Annotated in this window: 14 protein-coding genes; 1 reads left to right on the forward strand and 13 read right to left on the reverse strand. The window is 71.0% G+C overall.

All coding sequences use genetic code 11. The features are described from left to right. Window positions 1-26: 26 nt before the first annotated feature. Window positions 27-1,370 (forward strand): threonine synthase, encoded by a 1,344-nt coding sequence (thrC, locus tag WMF24_RS47715; protein ID WP_437734156.1) that lies wholly within the window; start codon window positions 27-29, stop codon window positions 1,368-1,370. 123 nt (window positions 1,371-1,493) lie between these two features. On the opposite strand, the gene WMF24_RS47720 is transcribed toward thrC, so the two are convergent. The 13 genes from WMF24_RS47720 to gspD form a co-directional block, all read right to left on the reverse strand. Further along, a complete protein-coding gene (locus tag WMF24_RS47720) occupies window positions 1,494-3,338 on the reverse strand; it encodes an STAS domain-containing protein (protein WP_437734157.1) in 1,845 nt (614 codons plus the stop codon). Between the two features lie 30 nt (window positions 3,339-3,368). Next, window positions 3,369-4,658, reverse strand: coding sequence for a type II secretion system protein GspN (gspN, locus tag WMF24_RS47725; protein ID WP_437734158.1), 1,290 nt, complete (start codon window positions 4,656-4,658; stop codon window positions 3,369-3,371). Then, the gene (gspM, locus tag WMF24_RS47730) at window positions 4,655-5,254 is read right to left on the reverse strand and encodes a type II secretion system protein GspM (protein WP_437734159.1); all 600 of its coding nucleotides are present in this window, start codon (window positions 5,252-5,254) and stop codon (window positions 4,655-4,657) included. The genes gspN and gspM overlap by 4 nt, the downstream gene beginning before the upstream one ends. Next, window positions 5,251-6,732 carry a type IV pilus biogenesis protein PilM gene (gene pilM, locus WMF24_RS47735; protein ID WP_437734160.1) on the reverse strand — a complete coding sequence of 494 codons (1,482 nt, stop codon included), beginning with the start codon at window positions 6,730-6,732 and terminating at the stop codon, window positions 5,251-5,253. Before pilM ends, gspM begins: the two co-directional genes overlap by 4 nt. Window positions 6,733-6,795: 63 nt before the next feature. Continuing rightward, window positions 6,796-8,292, reverse strand: coding sequence for a general secretion pathway protein GspK (locus WMF24_RS47740; protein WP_437734161.1), 1,497 nt, complete (start codon window positions 8,290-8,292; stop codon window positions 6,796-6,798). Continuing rightward, a complete protein-coding gene (locus tag WMF24_RS47745; protein WP_437734162.1) occupies window positions 8,289-9,008 on the reverse strand; it encodes a type II secretion system protein GspJ in 720 nt (239 codons plus the stop codon). The genes WMF24_RS47740 and WMF24_RS47745 overlap by 4 nt, the downstream gene beginning before the upstream one ends. Beyond that, window positions 9,005-9,667, reverse strand: a complete 663-nt coding sequence (locus WMF24_RS47750) for a type IV pilus modification PilV family protein (protein WP_437734163.1) — start codon at window positions 9,665-9,667, stop codon at window positions 9,005-9,007. The genes WMF24_RS47745 and WMF24_RS47750 overlap by 4 nt, the downstream gene beginning before the upstream one ends. Then, window positions 9,667-10,365, reverse strand: coding sequence for a pilus assembly FimT family protein (locus WMF24_RS47755; protein WP_437734164.1), 699 nt, complete (start codon window positions 10,363-10,365; stop codon window positions 9,667-9,669). The genes WMF24_RS47750 and WMF24_RS47755 overlap by 1 nt, the downstream gene beginning before the upstream one ends. Window positions 10,366-10,390: 25 nt before the next feature. After that, window positions 10,391-10,843 carry a type II secretion system protein gene (locus WMF24_RS47760; RefSeq protein ID WP_437734165.1) on the reverse strand — a complete coding sequence of 151 codons (453 nt, stop codon included), beginning with the start codon at window positions 10,841-10,843 and terminating at the stop codon, window positions 10,391-10,393. 3 nt (window positions 10,844-10,846) lie between these two features. Beyond that, window positions 10,847-11,260, reverse strand: coding sequence for a type II secretion system protein GspG (locus tag WMF24_RS47765; protein WP_437734166.1), 414 nt, complete (start codon window positions 11,258-11,260; stop codon window positions 10,847-10,849). Between the two features lie 7 nt (window positions 11,261-11,267). Next, complete coding sequence (gene gspF / locus WMF24_RS47770) at window positions 11,268-12,494, reverse strand: type II secretion system inner membrane protein GspF (RefSeq protein ID WP_437734167.1); 1,227 nt, start codon at window positions 12,492-12,494, stop codon at window positions 11,268-11,270. 8 nt (window positions 12,495-12,502) lie between these two features. Then, complete coding sequence (gene gspE, locus WMF24_RS47775) at window positions 12,503-14,275, reverse strand: type II secretion system ATPase GspE (RefSeq protein WP_437734168.1); 1,773 nt, start codon at window positions 14,273-14,275, stop codon at window positions 12,503-12,505. Continuing rightward, window positions 14,272-16,869: a type II secretion system secretin GspD gene (gspD, locus tag WMF24_RS47780; protein ID WP_437734169.1), complete on the reverse strand. Its 2,598-nt coding sequence runs from the start codon at window positions 16,867-16,869 to the stop codon at window positions 14,272-14,274. Before gspD ends, gspE begins: the two co-directional genes overlap by 4 nt. Window positions 16,870-16,902 lie beyond the last annotated feature (33 nt).

A 16,902-nucleotide genomic window follows, 5' to 3' on the forward strand; every position in this document is an offset into this window, starting at 1 on the left:
CCGCCACCCAGGAGATCCGTATTGCCATGGCCTACACTGCTGCATTCCGATGTCTGACCGGCTGTCCCGGCCGCTACCCGCTGACGCAGCCCCTGTATCGATGCCCGACCTGCGGCGGCCTGCTCGACGTCGCGCACGACATCGACGCGCTCCGCGACCGGAGCCCCGCCACGTGGATGAAGCTCTTCGACGAGCGCTACAAGCGCACGGTGTGGCCCTACGGCTCCGGGGTCTGGGGCAAGCGGGAGTGGGTCGCGCCCGAGGTGCCGGACGAGGCCATCGTGTCGATGGACGAGGGCGGCACGAACCTCTTCTGGGCGGACCGCTACGGCCGCTCGCTCGGGCTCGACGACGTCTGGGTGAAGCTCTGCGGCAACAGCCACACGGGGTCGTTCAAGGACCTCGGGATGACGGTGCTCGTCTCGGTGGTGAACAAGGCGATCCGCGAGGGCCTCGAGGTGCGCGCGATCGCGTGCGCGTCGACGGGCGACACGTCGGCCTCGCTCGCGGCGTACGGCGCGGCGGCCGGCCTGCCGGTGGTCGTGCTCCTGCCGCGCGGCAAGGTCTCGATGGCGCAGCTCGTCCAGCCGATCGCGTCGGGGGCGCTGGTGCTGTCGCTCGACACGGACTTCGACGGCTGCATGGCCATCGTGCAGCGCCTCTCGGCCGACGGCGTCGTCTACCTGGCGAACTCGATGAACGCGCTGCGCCTCGAGGGCCAGAAGACGGTGGCCATCGAGATCGTGCAGCAGTTCGACTGGACGCTGCCCGACTGGGTCATCCTGCCGAGCGGCAACCTGGGCAACGCCTACGCGCTCTACGCGGGCTTCAAGATGCTGAAGGACCTCGGCCTGACGACGCGCTTCCCGCGCCTGTGCGTGGCGCAGTCGGCGCGGGCGAACCCGCTCTACCGGGCGTGGGCCGAGGGGCGGAGCGAGGTCGAGCCGATGAAGGCGGGGGAGACCCTGGCGAGCGCGATCCAGATCGGCAACCCGGTGAGCGCGCCGCGGGCGATGCTGGCGCTCCAGGCGATGGACGGCGTCGCCGAGGAGGTGACCGAGGACGAGCTCTGCGACGCGGCGGCGCGCGCCGACCGCACCGGGATGTACACCTGCCCGCACACGGCGGTCGCCCTCGCCGCGCTGGAGAAGCTCGTGAAGAAGGGCCTCGTGGAGAAGCGCCAGCGGGTCGTCGTCGTCTCGACGGCGAACGGCCTCAAGTTCACGGAATTCAAGGTGAAATACCACGAGCGCGCGCTCCCGGACGTCACGAGCCGGCTCGCCAACCCGCCGGTCGAGCTGCCGCCCGACTACGACCGCGTCCTGGCCGCCCTCGACCGACACGCGGCGCACACGGCAAAAGCTCGCTGAGCGCCCCGCGCGCTCGGGCTCGTCGCGCCCAGGCCAAGGAACGCTGAGCGCGCTCGGGCTCGTCGCGCGGCGCCGCGCCGCTGGCGACGGCGCGCGGTCGGTGACGCCCGGCGCGCGGCCGCGCTACCTGCGCGCCCGCGCGCGGCGGCGCCTGCGCCTCCCGCGGGCGGCCGAGGAGGTCATCGCGGAGGCGATGCCGTCCTGCAGGGTGCTGTGCGTGACGATCCCGCTCATGTCGACGCCGAGCTCGACGAGCGTCCTGGCGACGTCCGGGCGCAGGCCCGTGAGGATCACCTCCGAGCCGAGCAGGCGCACCGCGACGGCGGCGCGCAGGAGCTCGTCGGCGCACTGGCCGTCGATCTGCGGCACCCCGGTGATGTCGAGGATCGCGACGTGCGCGCGGCGGGACGCGACGCCGCGGACCAGCGTCTCTTGCACCCTTCGCACCCGCTGCGCGTCGAGGGCGCCGACGAGCGGCATCACGACGATGTCGTCGCTGATCGGGATGAGCGGCGTCGACAGCGCCGCGAGGATCTCGTTCTGCGCCCGGAGGGCGTCCTCCCGGGCGCGCCGCGCCTCGGCCTCCGCCTCGGCGCGCCTGCGCTCGGTGATGTCGCGGACGATGACGACCGCCTCGGCCTCGTCCCTGCCGGCGATCCGGACCTCGTACTCGCGCGCGCCGTCGCCCTGCTGCTCCTGGTACTCGAAGACGTGCGTCGCCTGGTCGGCGAGCGCGCGCGCCACGCGGTCGGTGATCTGATCGGCCACGCGGGAAGGGAACACGTCGGAGACGTGCCTGTGCAGGAAGTCCTCGGCGCGGAGCGTCGGCCGCGACTCCCTGGACGCCTTGAAGCCCAGGCAGATGCCGTTGCTGCTGATCCGGAGGATCGTGTCGGGGATGGCGTCGAGGAGCGCGCGGTTATTCGCCTCGCTGCGGCGGAGCGCGGCCTCCACGCGCTTGCTGCCGATGAAGTGGCCGGCCTTGGCGGCGACGGCGAGCAGCACGTCGAGCAGCCCCGGGTCGGGCTCGCGCGGCTCGGCGTCCATGAGCTCGAGCACGGCCGCGACCTGCGCGTCGGCGCGGACGGCGATGGGGAGCTCGACCGCGAAGCGGAGGCCCGCGCCCCGCGCCGCCCGCGCGCGCGGGTCGTCCTCGACGGCGTCGAGGTCGACGAACCAGCTCGGCTCACCCTGCGCGAGCGCGCGGCCGGGCAGCCCCGCGTCGCGGGCGCACCGGGCGCCCCGCGTCGCGAACAGGAGCTCGGCCGCGTCGTCGGGCGCCGCGCTCCACGAGTGCTCGCAGAGCAGCCCGCCGCTCTCGTCGTCGCCGAGCCACAGGGCGGCGAACCGGAAGCCGAGCGTCTCCCCGAGCGCGCCGAGGAGCGCCTGGACGCCCTCGCTCAGCGTCGTCGCCTCGACGAGGATCCTCGTCACCGTGTACTGCGCCGACACCTTGTAGTTGGCCTCGGCGAGGGCGCGGCGCTGGTTCCATTTCTCGGTGAGCGCGAAGGCCATCTGCCGGACCTCGATCGCGTCGAACGGCTTCGCGAGGATGAGCAGGTTGTCGGTGTGGCCGAAGCGCGCGGAGATCTCCTCCCACGAGTAATCCGTGTACGCCGAGCAGATGACCGCCTGGATGGCGCAGTCTTCCCTCCAGATGCGCGAGAGCGTCTCGAGGCCGTCCCACCCCGGCGGCATGCGCGCGTCCACGAAGACGAGGGCGTACGGTGCGCCGCTCTGGAGCGCCTCCCGGACCTTCTCCAGCCCCTCCTCCCCCTGGGTCGCGCACGTGAGCTCGAACCTCACCGGCGCCCGGCCGGGCGGCTCGCGGAACAGCGCCTCGTCGAGGCGATCGAAGGCCGAGGTCTCCGCGTCGCGCCGGAGGATCCTGCGGAAATCCTCGTGGATCGCCTCGCTGTCGTCGATCAACAGAATGCGCCGGTTCTTCTGCCGGCTGGGGTCCCGCATGGACGAGTCCTCGGAGCGTGAGGTGAGGCGCTATTCGACCGGAGGTGCGCCCTCGCCCTCGGAGGGCGGCGTCGGCCGCGACCGCGGCTCGCCCGACGGCGACTCGTCCTCGGTCGACGGCGGGGGCGGCGGGGGCGGTGGGGGCGGGGTCCCCTGGTCTTCGCTGTCCCTCGCGGCGGCCTCCGAGGGGCCGGACGGCAGGTTCGCGCCGGCGGGCTTCCGCGGGGTCGTGACCGGGCTCGACCCCGGCGTGTCCGTGGTCTTGCTGCGGCCCCGCGCCGCGGGCGAGTCCGCGGCGTGCGGATCGAACCGCGGCCTCTTCAGCGAGCCGTGGACGTGCCAGCCGTAGAAGCCGTCGGCGCGCTTCGACCGCTTCATCTTGGGCTGCTGCATCTCGATCAGCCCGGGCACGTTGGAGCCCGGCGCGCCGAGCAGCGATTTCGTCAGGTCGTTCTTCGATCGGTAGGCGTCGGTGAACTTGAAGCGCACGTAGAGATCCGCCGTGGAGTTGTTCCACGGCTCGCGCATGTTGACCTTGCCGTCGCCGTCGAGCTCGAGGTCCGAGCCGTTCGCGGTCATCTTCGTGATCCTGAGGACGCCGTCCTTCGCCTCCGCCGACAGGACGAGCTCGCCCAGCTTGGCCTCCGGGAGCGCGATGAGCCCCTGGATCTTCGTCTTGCCGTCGCCGACCGAGACCTCCTTGGCCGTGACCTCGAGCGCGCCGTTCGCCTTGTTGAACTTGCCCTCCGGCGCGTCGAGCTCGAGGGTCGCGTCCAGGGTCCCGGCGATGGGCAGGCCGAGGACGTCCCCGAGCGGCCCCACCTTGGCGAGCTCCACGCCCGAGACCTCGACGTGCATGTCGCCGCCCGACTTGCCCATCGGGGCAACGCCCTCGACCTCGCCGCCGAAAACGCTCGCCCAGAACGAGACCCGCATCCGCCCGATCAGCAGGGGGAGGATCTTCACCCGGGCGTGCGCCTCGTCGATCTCGATGACGCTCGGCTTCGGCCCGCCTTCCTTCGCGGCGTCGCCCGACGCGAAGGCGGCGGCCGCTGTCCTGCTGCTCGGCTCGTTCGGCGGCATGATGAGGCGCACGCCCTTCATCTCCACGCCGGTGAACCAGTAGGCGTCGAGCTCGTCGATCTCGAGGCGCTGCGCCGGGCCGGAGCCCCGCTTCTGCTGCGCGCGATCGAACTCGGCGATCAGCCGGTCCTTGAGCCGGTCATAGGGGAACGTCAGATAGCCGAAGAGCCCCAGACAGAAGAGATAGAAGAGCGGATAGACCGCCCACTTCGCGATCTTGAGGAGGCGCTCTTTCACAGCTCCTCCTCCTCGTCATCGCCGGCGGGGGCCGCGGTCGGCGCGGCGCTCGCCGGCGGGGGATCGCCCTTGCGGTCGAACGCGGAGACGCCGAGCTCCACCTCGTAGGAGTCCGGCTCGCCGGCGCGGGGCTTGATGTTCAGCCGCGTCACCGCGACCGGGTGGCCCGAGCTCTCGATGCGCTCGAGCATCTTGGCGAGCCCGAGCATCCCGATCTTGTGCATCTTCACCACCGTGACCCGCTCTGTGTACTTCTTGCCGTGCGGGACATCGGGGCGATCCTGCGACTCGGCCGCGGTGAGCCCCTGCTGCTTCGCCGCGTCCTCGATGAAGCCGGCGAGGGGCGGCGCGGGCCGCGCGTAGCGCGCGAGCAGCGCGTCGCGCTGCGCCTTGCGCTCGTTGACCTTGCCGGCCGCCTCGTAGATCGACTGGAGCAGATCGCGCATCTCCTGGTTCTCGGTGCGCTTGCTCGCGGCGACGCTCGCGAGCCCGATCGGCACGAGCAGGAGCAAGCACACGGCCAGGAAGCCGACGAGGATGGTGAGGAGCCGGCGCTCGCGCGGCTCCAGCTTGTCGAGTCGCTCGCGGAGCGTCATCGCGATCCCTCTGGTTTGTCGGCCGCGCCCGCGGCGGCGCTGTCCGCCGGCTCAGCGCCGCCGGTCTTCTTCTTCTTCTTGTCCTCGCACTTGAGATCCAGCTCGAGGACGTACTTGTGCCTGCCCTCGGTGAACTGGCTGGTCCGCGAGATCTTCACGTCGCGGAAGCAGCGGTGCTCCTTCATGTGATCCGCGATGATCTGCGCGTCCGACACCGACGGGACGACGCCCTGGATCGTCGTGTGGCCGCGGTTCACGTCGAGCTCGAGGACGTCGTGCGTGATCTCCTTCGGCACCGCCTTCGAGAGCTGCACCATGACGTCGAAGGCGTCGACGCGGGGCATGGGGTCCTCGTCGGCCGCGCCGGGGCCCTGGTCGAGCAGCTCGCGGGCCTTCACGGGGTCGCTCGTCTCCTCGCCGAGCACGTCGCGGGAGGCGGTCGCCAGCGAGGCGAGCAGGATCTCCCGCTCGGCGTCGAGGGTGCGCATCTCCGCCACGACGGAGAACCCGAAGCTCAGCGCGATCACGGTGCCGAGGCCGGCGAGGATCGGGATCTTCTCGCGCAGGAACGGGTAGCTGCGCTCGGCCTCGAGCGCGCCCTTCCTGAGGTTGAACCCCTTGGTCTTCGGCGTCAGCCCGAGCGCCAGGCCGAGCGCCTTCGCGAAGCGGGGCAGCGCCGCGGCCTGCTCGGGCGTGAGCCCCTCGATGCGCGGGGTCGGCAGCGGCAGGATCGTGAGGCCGAGCTGGGTCGCGAGGAACAGCTCCGCGCCCTGCGCGGTGGCGCCGCCGCCGACGAGGTACATGCCCGCGAGCGGCTCGCCGCCGAGGTTGCGCCACGCCGCGAGGGTCTGGCGGAGCTCGCGCGCGAGCGCCGGCGCCGTGCCGGGGAGGCCCGCCGTCCCCCGCGACAGCGTCCGGGCGAAGACCGGCTCGCCGCCGGAGAGGATCACCATCTCGGAGGTGAGGTAGTCGAGGTCGAGGATCGCGATGGGCCCGCTCGCGCCCGCGGTGGGCGGGGCGGCGAGCTCCGGCATCACGGCCTCGAGGTTGGCGAGCGCCACCGCGCCGAGCGCGACGCGCTCCGGCTCGAAGCCGAGCGCCTCCTTCACGACGGTGATGCGCTCGCGCACGTCGTCCGCGCGCGCGACGGCGGCGAAGACGGGCAGCGTCTCGGCGGTGGGCGGGCGCTTCAGGAGGCGGTAGTCGAAGACCGCGTCTTCCATCTCGAACGGCACGGTGGCCTCGAGCTCGAAGCCGAGGACGTTCTCGATCTCCTTCTGCGCGGCCGCGGGCAGGTCGATGCGGCGGTAGAACGACCGCTCCCCGGAGAGGGCGATCGCCGCGCCGTCGGGGCGGTGGAGCCCCACGGCGGCGCGGATCGCCTCGGCTTCGGAGACGCCGTCCGTGACAGCCACCTCGCCGAGCGCCTCGACGAAGACCCTCCTGTAAGCGGTGCGGATGAGCGCCGCCCGCACCACGGATTTTCCAGCATCTATCCCGAGCAGCCTGTGCATGTCCGCGCTTCTTCCCGGAGGGGTGTCCTATTCGATGCGATAGTAGACGATCGTCCCGGCAGGGTTCGATCGGACCTGTTGTTCGTACGCATCCGGCGTCGCGGGGGAGCCGGTCTGACCGGAACCGGGATTGCTGGGCCCGTTCGGGTCCGGCATGGCCTCGTCGAGCTTTTTTGCCCCCGTGAGATCGACCACAGCGTGGACGCGCACGCGCGTCTCGCGCTTGTTCCCCGGGACGATGCCGTCGGCATAGATGCTCAGGAAGTTGGTCCTGTTGCCGATGAGGTTCTGCTTCCGCATCGTCCTCAGGCTCTGCTTGAACTTGACGGGCTCGACGCCCATGGCCTTGAGCTGCTGCCCCAGCATGGACCCCATGGACATCCCTTCTTGCTGGGTCATCGCGGCGACGTAATCGGCGTCGGAAGGGAAGATGAGCCCTCCGGTCATGCTCTGCACCAGCGAGACCACGGTGAGGAAGGCCGTCATCTGGTTCATGTCGGCGCAGAGCGGCGTCGCGGCGGGATCGGCCAGCATGTTGGGGCTGCACGTGAGCGCGAGCAGCGCCTGGGGGCTCGCCGAGGTCACGTTGATGCCCTGCTTGCGGTTGCCCCAGACGGTCAGGACGCGCTTGTCCGGATCGCCCGGATCCGGCTCGACGAACGTCGCCCAGAAGTCGTCGCTCATGCCGCGGACCAGCCGCAGCTCTTGCAGCGAGTCGTACGGGGCGTTCTTGCGTTGATACGGGAGGCCGATCGTCTGGTAGAAGCTGTCCTCGGCGCCGGTGGAGCTCGGGGCGTTCGGCGACAGGTCGCAGCCGAACGCCTGGTCGCCGGGGTCGACCCAGTCGACGAGCGCGCTGCAGATGGTCGTGCGATCGGAGAACTGCCCGTCGCCGTCGCGCTCCTCGAAGAGCGGGTTGTACTGCGCGGGGGCCATCAGGCTGAGGAGCTGGCCCCCCACGGTGAGCTGGTCCTGGATGCCGCCCACGTCGTCCGCGGCGCGGTTGATGTTGATCTTGGAGTCCTCGTCGACGATCTTGAGCTCGAAGCGGCCGCCGCCGGTGAGCCCGAGGTTCTTGCCCGCCGCGCTGCCCTCGGCCCCAGGCGCCGGCGGCTCCGCGCCCGGCTCCACGAGCTGCGCGTTGAAGGGGCCGAGGAACATGTCGGTGAACTTCCAGACCGGCACCTGGAAGCTCCCCTTGATGCCGATGATCGCGAGCATCGGCCCGATCGCCGCGCTCACGCTCGGCTCGGCGGAGATCAGCATCCGCGACAGGTTCACGGCGCTCCGCGCGTAGTACTCGGCCCGGAGCGCGTCGCGATCGGCGAGCGCCGCGGAGAGCTCGGTGGAGGTCTCCTCCTGGAGCTCGGTCAGGAACACGGTGAGCACCGTGATCGCGCCCAGCACCATGACGAGCGCCACGCCCCGCCGGTCGCGCCGCGCGCGCAGGCGCCGGCGCGCGCGCCCGCCCGGCCCTGCGGGGGACGCGCGCTTCTTTCCGTGATGGCGTCCGGGGCGGCTCATGGGTTCCCGAAGGCGATGGGCACCTGCATCGGGATAGGCACCTTCGTCTCGAACTTGATGGGCTCCCCGCCCGGCCCGCCGTTCAGGACCAGCGTCACCCACACCTGCGAGGGGAGCCGCTCGAACTGCGCCGCCGGCTGCGTCGAGTCCCACGAGTCGGTCCACTCCCCGGTGACGGGATCGAGGTACTGGATGTTGAAGCTCTCGATGTCCTCGGCGAGCACGTTGACGACCCCGCCCCTCGTGGGCTCGATGTCGATGGTCTTCGCCTCGCGCCGCACGAGGTCGAGCTTGTCGCGCTCGGGGTCGCGCGAGCCGAAATAGCCGATCTCGCACTGGTCAGACTCGTGCGTGTTCCTGAGGAGCCTCCGGTGCGCGAACGAGGTGAAGTCGACGCGGTCCGCGGGCGACGCGTCCTCCCCCGTGAAGGCGGTGAGCCGCACGGCGATGTTCTTGTCGGTCGGCTGGTGCCGGGACAGAAAGGCCGTCTGGATCTCGCGCGAGATGCGCGCGATCGCGCCGCGCCCCTGGTGGTAGCGGTCGCTCATCCGAGAGATGCCCGAGCGCGCCCGGCTCATGCCGTCGAACGCGCCGTAGATGAGCGTCCCGATGAGCGCGAGGATCCCGACCGAGACGAGGACCTCGAGGAGCGTCACGCCGCCCGCGCGCCGGCGGCGCCGGAGGCGCGCGGGAGAGCTCGTGGGTCGCGCCGTCATGTCCCTCCCCCCTGTCCGCCGTCGTCGGTGCCCTGCTCGGGCTGGCCCATCTGCGGGATCGTTACCCACTGCACGAGCTCGAGCCCGTGCTCCTGCGCCCCCTGCCGCCAGGTCAGCCTGACCGTCACCCGCCGCGCGCTCGCCTCGAAGATGGGCTGGAGCGTCGGCGCGAGCATGTCGACGAACGGCTGGAGGAGCCCCGCGATCCCGCCGGCCGAGCTGCCGCCCCCCGCGCCGCCGCCGGCCAGCGACTGCGCGAGCTCGCCGATGTCGCCGCTCGGGGCGGCGGTGCCTGTCGACTCGCCCGGCTTGGCGAAGCCGAGCCCCTCCAGGCCGGTGTCGAGGTCGAGCTCGCCGTAGTTGGGCTCGGGCATCTCGGGCTTCTCGATGCGCCAGTCGCACTTGATGTTGGGCGACTCGTCGCCCTCGCAGCACGGCCCGCTGTCGATCTCGTCGAGCGCCGGCAGGCCGTCCCTGGCGAGCCGCTCCTCGATCTCGGTCATCTTGCAGCGCGCGAGCCCGTTCGCGACGCTGATGTTCCTCGCGTGCGCCGCGGCCGAGAAGGCGCCGGCCTGCGCGGAGAGGATCGCCGTCAGGCCGAGGCCCAGGATGGCCACCGCCACCATGACCTCGAGCAGGGTGAAGCCGCGGGCGCGCATCAGAACCCCGTGTCCTCGCGCTCCGACTCCTCGGCGTCGTCGCGCGGCCTCGGCATGCTCGCCTTGCCCTTCCTGAGCTCCGTCTTGCCGGTCAGCGGCGAGACGAGCACCGTCATCACCGAATCCTGGGTCTCCTGGCCGCCCAGGCTGAGCTGGATCGCGGCGCGCTCCGTCTGGCCGCCGGGCCAGAAATAGAGGTAGGCCCGCCCCTCCGTCACGGGCTCGTCCTGGTGCGCCGTCTCCACCTGGAGGAAGCGGACGCCGCTCGAGAGCTCCTTGCCGGGCCTGTCCTTCTCGGGGTTGAAGCCGAACGCCTTCGCCGGCTCGAACGAGGGCCGCGGCGCGCGCGGCCCCTTCAGGATCGCCTCGGCCTCCGCCACCGCCGCCCGCTCGGCCTCCGTGGCCGCGGCGGCGCCGCCGGTCCGGTCGTTCCTCTCGACGAGGAGCTCGCCCGTGGATTCCTCGAGCACGATCATCCGCTCCTCGAAATCGAAGACCAGCCGCACCGGCTTCGACTTGGCGTTCGCGTGCGCGTAGGCGACCCGGACGGCGCCAGCGAGCAGCGCGGCGCTGCGCTTCAGCCGCGCGCTCGTGACCGCGCCCATGCCGAGCATGACGGAGCCGCTGATGAGCGCGATCACCGTGACGGTGATCAGCACCTCGACAAGCGTGAGTCCCCTCGTGCGACGGCGTGACATGGGCGCTCCTACGTCCAGCGCGGCGTTACATCTCCGCGATCTTGTTGAGCTCGGACTGCTTCATGTCGTCCCGGATGTCGTCCGGGGTGTTCTCCTTCCGGTCGTTGCCGGACGAGATGACGTGGACCTCGTTGGTGGCCTCGTCGCACTTGATCTTGTACGGCTGGCCCCAGGGATCGTCGGTCTTGTTGCCGTCGATCTGCTTCGCGCTCACGAGCGTCTGGATGGTCGGGCACCCCTCGCTGCCCGCGCCGAGCTGCTGGTACTGCTCCGCGGCGCTCTTGATGATCGTCGCCCCGGTGTAGGCGCTCTTGACGCGCGACTGCTTGAGCTTCGGCCACACAACGAGCGTGGCGCCGCCGGCGATGATCGCCATGATCGTCACGACGATCAGCACCTCGACGAGGGTCACGCCCCGCGAGAGCTTCCGGCCAAGCCGTCGAATCCTTCGTGCGCTGCTTGCTCTGTTCGTCTCCATCTCTCACTCCACCCTGTCAAGTCCGCCGATCTCGCCGTCGGGTCCGTCGCTCATCAGATCGTACCCTTCCGGATCCTTCCTGCCGGGACATGTGAGCCGGAGCGGCCTGCCCCACGCGTCGACCGGATCGATCGCGAGGTACCCCTCGCGCTTCAGCTCTTCCAGGGACCCCGGGCACCGCCGCTCGTGATCGGCGCGGTACAGCGTGATGGCCCCGTGGACGACAGACAACGTGGCGCGGGTCGACCGGATTCCCACGAGCCGCCGCTCGCGCGCGCCGAGGAGCAGCAGCAGGACGACCATCGCGAGCCCGGCGGCGAACGGCTTCGCGCGCGCCATGCCGGTCCGCCGGAAGAGGCCGCCGCCACGCTCCCAGGGGAAGAAGATCGTGCTCTCTCGCTGCCTGCGGCGCCCCATGAGCCACCTACCCGACGAAGCTCGACATCTGGATGAGCGGCATGAGGATCGAGATCGCGATGAACGCGACAGCGCCGCCCATGATGACGATCATGAGCGGCTCGAGCAGGCTGGTGAGCACCTGGACGCGGGTCTCCACGGCGGAGTCGTAGGCGTCGGCGACGTTCTCCAGCATCGACTCGAGCTGCCCGCTCTTCTCGCCGATGGCGATCATGTGGGTGACGATCGGCGGGAACCGGCCGCTGCGCTTCAGCGGCTCGGCGATGCTCTGGCCCTCGCGGATCGACCCGATGGCGTCGACGACGACCTTCTCCAGGGCGGCGTTGCCGAGCACGCTCCGCACGATGTCCATCGCGCTGAGGAGCGCGACGCCGGACGAGAGCAGCGTCGCGAGCGTGCGGGCGAAGCGCGCGATCGACAGCATCTGGATGAGCTTGCCGAAGATCGGCGCCTGCAGCACGAACGTGTCCCACCGGAGGCGGCCCTTCGGCGTCCGCACCCAGCGGCGGAACCCGTAGATCGCGCCGGCGAGCGCGATCAGCACGAGCCACCAGTAGCTCGCGGCGAACTCCGACGTGCCGATGAGCGCCGCGGTGTACCAGGGCAGCGCCTGGTCCATGGAGGCGAAGATGCCCGTCACGTTCGGCACGACCGCGATCATGAGCACCGAGATGAGCCCGACGCCGATGAGCGCCATCAGCGCCGGGTAGGCGAGCGCGGCGGTCACCTTGCCCACGAGCTTCGCCTGGTTCTCCATGAAGAGGGTCAGGCGGGTGAGCACGCCCTCGAGGGTGCCGGACGCCTCGCCGGCGCGCACCATGCTCACGTAGAGGGGCGGGAAGACGGAGGGGTGCGCCTCGAGGGCCTTCGCGAAGCTCGTGCCCTCGCGCACGTGCTCGCGCACCTGCGTGAGGACCTTCTTCAGCGACTCCTTCTCGACCTGCTCGATGAGCGCGTTGAGCGACTCGAAGAGCGGGATGCCGGCGCCGATGAGCGTCGCGAGCTGGCGGGTCATCACGGCGACGTCCGACGTCGAGGGGCGGCCCGCGAACTCGAGGATCTTGAGATCGCGCTTCGCCTTCGCCTTCGCGGCCTGCTCCTCGGTCGCGCCGGTGAGCATGATGCCGTCCTTGCGCAGGGCGGCCCGCAGGGCCTTCGCGTTCTCCGCGTCGCGGACCCCTTTGACCGGCTTGCCGGTGCCGACGAGGATGCCTTTGTATTCGAATACCGCCACGGCCTCCCCTACTCGTCGACGATGACGTCTTCCTGGGTCGCCGCGAGCACCTCCTCGACGGTGGTGGTGCCCTGGAGCACCTTGCGCGCCCCGTCGTCACGCAGCGTATCCATCCCCTGGGAAATGGCGACCCGCTTGATGGTCTGCGCGTCCGCGCTCTTCAGGATCAGCGGGCCCACCGCGTCGTCGATGATCATCAGCTCGTAGATGCCCCGCCGGCCGATGAAGCCCTTCTGGTTGCAGGCGTCGCAGCCCCCGGGTTTGTAGAACACGGCCCGGTCGATGTCCTGCCCGATGTAGTCGTATTTCTGCCCGTGGACGCCGTACCGGTTCGACAGCTTCCGCCGGGCCTTCCAGGCGAGCCGGTCCTGGTCGAGCCCGAGCTGCTGGAGCTCGTAGTCCGAGGGGCGGTAGGGCACCTTGCAGGTCGGGCAGAGCAGGCGCACGAGCCGCTGGGCGAGGATGCCGATCACGCTGCTCCGCACGAGGAACGGCTCGATCTCCATCTCGACGAGGCGCGTCACGGCGCCGGCCGCGTCGTTCGTGTGGATGGTCGACAGCACGAGGTGGCCGGTCAGCGATGCGTGGATGGCGATCTCGGCCGTCTCCTTGTCGCGGATCTCGCCGACCATGATCACGTCCGGGTCCTGCCGGAGGAAGGCGCGCAGCGCCGAGGCGAACGTGAGCCCGATCCCGGGGTGGACGTGGACCTGGTGGATGCCGCCGATCTCGTACTCGACAGGGTCCTCGGCCGTCAGGATGTTCCGGCTCGGCTCGTTGATCCGGTTGAGGCAGGCGTAGAGCGTGGTCGTCTTGCCGCTGCCCGTCGGGCCCGTGACGAGGATGATGCCGTCCGGCCGCTGGATGAGCTGGTCCATCAGGGCGTACTCGCGCGGCGCGAAGCCGAGGTCGTCGAGCCCGAGCAGGACCGAGGCCTTGTGCAGGATGCGCATCACGATCCGCTCGAAGCCGCGGCTCGTCGGCACCGTCGAGACGCGGATGTCGACGCTCTTGCCCGCGATCTTGAGGGTGATGCGGCCGTCCTGGGGGAGCCGCTTCTCGGCGATGTTGAGCGACGCCATGATCTTCACGCGCGCGATGATCGGCGCCATGAACTGCTTCGAGGCGCGCTTCGCGACGTAGAGCTCGCCGTCGATCCGGTAGCGGACGACGACGTCGCGCTCCTCGGGCTCGATGTGGATGTCGCTCGCGCGCTCGCGGACCGCCTGCGCGAAGAGGCCGTTGACCCAGGCGATGATCGGCGCGTCGTCGTCCGAGTCGATGATGTCGACGAGGTTGTCCTCCTCGAGCGCCGTGTCGCCCTCGAGCTTCGCGCCGCCGTCCTCCTTCTTCTCCCAGACGCGGTTGATCGCGTTCAGCACGGCGTCGCTCGTGGCGACGGCGATCTCGACCGGCTTGCCGAACAGCGCGCGCACGTCGTCGATCGCGGTCGTGTCGAGGGGGTCGGCGGTCGCGCAGTAGACGACCCCGTCGTGCTCGGCGAGCGGCAGGATCTTGTGCTGCTTCGCGTAGGTGATCGGCACCCGGCTGGCGAGCTCGAGCGGCACGGCGTCGATGTCGATGCGCTGGAGGAAGCCGACCTCGCACTCCTCGGCGAGCGCCTTCGCGATGCTCGCCTCGTCGGCGATGTTGGACGAGACGATGAGGTCCGCGAGCGGCTGGCCGCGCTCGCGGACGGTGTCGTAGAGCGGCGCGAGCCGCTCGGCGGGGACGACGCCCCGCCGGACCAGGATCTCGCCGAGGTACTGCTGCATGCTCATTCAACGCGCTCCATCTGCCGCCCGCCGATCGGCCGCCGCGACGGCCGCGGCGGCGGGGCCCCGTTCGGCGGCGGGGGCGGCGGGACCGCGTCGACGTCCACGTCCATCCCAGCGCCCACCGCCACGCCGGCGCCGCCCTTGCCGCCGAACACCGGCAGCCCGACCGGCTCCACGGGCGTGTGCTCCCGCGGGATCTTCGGCCGCGCCTCCTCCTCGAGCCGCGCGCGCTCCTCCTCGGTCAGGATCGACTGCCGGATGTCCTCGACGAGCCCGTTCGACCGGCCGAAGTCGCGCGGCGGCTCCCACGCGGCGCTGTCGCTGAAGACGAAGTAGCGGTCGATGAACTCCTGCCGCTCCTGCATCTTGCGCTCGAAGATGGCCCGGAGGTCCTCCTGGTCGCGGATGACGTAGGGCGTCAGCACGAGGAGCAGGTTCGTCTTCGTCTTGGTCCTGACCCGCTGCCGGAAGAGGAACCCGAGCACCGGGATGTCGCCGAGCACCGGGATCTTCGTCTCCGAGGTGGTCGTGCCGTCGCGCACGAGGCCGCCGATCACCACGGTCTGCTGGTCGCGGACGACGAGGGTGGTGCTCGCGGTGCGCTTGTTGATGGGGATCGCGCCGAGCGCGCCCTCGAGGGGGGCGCCGGCGTCGGAGATCTCCTCGGTGAGCTCCAGCCGCACCTGGTCCGAGTCGTTGACGTGGGGGATGACCTTGATCTTCGTGCCGACGTCCTGGCGCGCCGCGGCGCCGCCGAAGCCGCCGAGCAGGCCGCCGAGCCCGCCCAGCCCGCCGAGCGCGCCCGCGGCCCCCGCGCCGCCCGCGAGGCTCGCGAGCTGGTTGAGCCCGCCGCCGCCGACGTTGGTCTGGAGCGGGATGTTCTGGCCGATCGAGATCTCGGCCGGCACGTTGTCGGTCGCGAGGATGTGCGGCGTCGCGAGGACGTTGGAGTCGCCGTCCTGGGCCAGCGCGTGGAGGACGACGCCGAACGCGGGGATCGACAGGCCCGTCCCGAAGATGTTGTTCGAGTTCGGGATCTCGACGCCACGGACGCCCAGCGCGAGCGCGCCGAGCTGCGACGGCAGGCCGCCGACCGAGGGTACGACGTTGTTGCCGCCGTAGACGAGGCCCTGGCCGTCGTCGGTGTTGAACGGCGCGCCGGCGTGGTAACCGATGCCGAAATCGAGCGAGCGGTTGACGTTCACGTCCATGATCACGGCCTCGATGAACACCTGCCGCCGCGGCTCGTCGAGCTGGTCGATCACGGCGCGGAGCTGGGCGTAATCGTGGGGGGACGAGGTGATGAGGAGCTTGTTGCTCGCCTCGTCGCACGTGACCTTGACCTGGCCCTCGAAGATGTCGTCGGTCGAGCCGGGCACCGGGGGGGCGTTGCGCGCGGCCCCCCTGCCGCCCACGGCCGCGCCGCCGCCGCCCGCGCTGCCGCCGAGCACCTGGTTCAGCGTCGCCGACAGCTCCTTGCAGCCGGCGTGCTGGAGCGAGAGCACGTGCACCTGCCCCTCGCCCGACTGCGGCACGTCGAGGCGCTTCAGGATGCCGAGGACGCGCAGGTAGTCCGGCTCGGACGCGGTGATGATGAGCGAGTTGGTCCTGTCGTCCGCGATGATGCGGGCGCCGGTGCCGCCGCCGCCGCCGCCCCGGCCGGGCCTGCCGCCCGCGCCGCCCGCCGCCCTCGGGTCGACGATCTCGTTCAGCTTCGTCGCGACCTCCGCGGCGGAGCCGTAGTGGACCGGCTGCACCCAGAGCTGGTCGCCGGCGCCGCCGACGTCGATCTCCTCGACGATCCGGAGCATGCGCTGGATGTTCGTGCCGGTGTCCGTGATGATGAGCAGGTTGCCCGGCGGGTAGACGGTGACGTCGCCGTCCTTCGACTTGAACTTGCTGAGGACGCCGCCCGCGTCGTTGGCGTCGATATGCGATAGCCGGTACAGGCGGGTGACGAACCGGTCCTCCGCGGGCACGGGCGCCGCGGCGCCGAAGACGGGGGTCGTCTCCGAGACCGCGCCGGGCGTCTCGACGATCTTGAGGAAGCGGCCGTGGGGGATGACGGTGAGGTCGTTCGAGGCGAGGATCGACAGGAACGCGCTGTACGCCTCGGCGACGGTCACCTTCTCCGGCGCGTAGACCGTGGCCTTGATCTGCCGGAGCTTGCCGCCGTAGATGAAGCGGCGTCCGGTGATGTTGCTGATCGCCTTCACCAGCTCGGGGAGGTCGGCCTCGTCGAGGTTGAAGCTGACCTTGTAGCCGCCGGGCTTCGGCTTGAACTCGATCTCCTGGACGCCCTGCTTCACCCCGGCGAGCGGATCGTCGCCGGCGTCGCCCGCCGCGCCCGTGGCTGCAGCGCCTGCGCCCGGCGCGCCTGCGGCGCCCGGCGCGCCCGGCGCGCCCGCGCCGGCGGGGACCCCGGCGCGGCCGGGAGCCGGCGTGCTCTGGCCGGGGGTCCGCAGCACGGGGGCGTTGCGGTTCGCGGGCTGCGCTGCGGCGGGCGGGGCCGCCGCGGCGAGCACGAGCGCCGCAACCGGCGCGGCGAGGAGCCTCCTCCGGAGGCAGCGGGGTCGCTCGAGGGTCGTCATCACCATCAGTCGGCTCGATATTCTCTGCGTGGGTTGATG

This window comes from Sorangium sp. So ce1335 (assembly GCF_051521615.1).
GTDB lineage: Bacteria > Myxococcota_A > Polyangia > Polyangiales > Polyangiaceae > Sorangium.

Bases quoted from the DNA above. Each gene is read 5' to 3' on its own strand.
- WMF24_RS47720 (WP_437734157.1), bottom strand. From the start codon at position 3,338: ATGCGGGACCCCAGCCGGCAGAAGAACCGGCGCATTCTGTTGATCGAC.
- thrC (WP_437734156.1), top strand. From the start codon at position 27: ATGGCCTACACTGCTGCATTCCGATGTCTGACCGGCTGTCCCGGCCGC.
- WMF24_RS47745 (WP_437734162.1), bottom strand. From the start codon at position 9,008: ATGACGGCGCGACCCACGAGCTCTCCCGCGCGCCTCCGGCGCCGCCGG.
- gspD (WP_437734169.1), bottom strand. From the start codon at position 16,869: ATGGTGATGACGACCCTCGAGCGACCCCGCTGCCTCCGGAGGAGGCTC.
- WMF24_RS47765 (WP_437734166.1), bottom strand. From the start codon at position 11,260: ATGGGGCGCCGCAGGCAGCGAGAGAGCACGATCTTCTTCCCCTGGGAG.
- WMF24_RS47750 (WP_437734163.1), bottom strand. From the start codon at position 9,667: ATGCGCGCCCGCGGCTTCACCCTGCTCGAGGTCATGGTGGCGGTGGCC.
- WMF24_RS47755 (WP_437734164.1), bottom strand. From the start codon at position 10,365: ATGTCACGCCGTCGCACGAGGGGACTCACGCTTGTCGAGGTGCTGATC.
- WMF24_RS47740 (WP_437734161.1), bottom strand. From the start codon at position 8,292: ATGAGCCGCCCCGGACGCCATCACGGAAAGAAGCGCGCGTCCCCCGCA.
- WMF24_RS47760 (WP_437734165.1), bottom strand. From the start codon at position 10,843: ATGGAGACGAACAGAGCAAGCAGCGCACGAAGGATTCGACGGCTTGGC.
- gspM (WP_437734159.1), bottom strand. From the start codon at position 5,254: ATGACGCTCCGCGAGCGACTCGACAAGCTGGAGCCGCGCGAGCGCCGG.
- gspE (WP_437734168.1), bottom strand. From the start codon at position 14,275: ATGAGCATGCAGCAGTACCTCGGCGAGATCCTGGTCCGGCGGGGCGTC.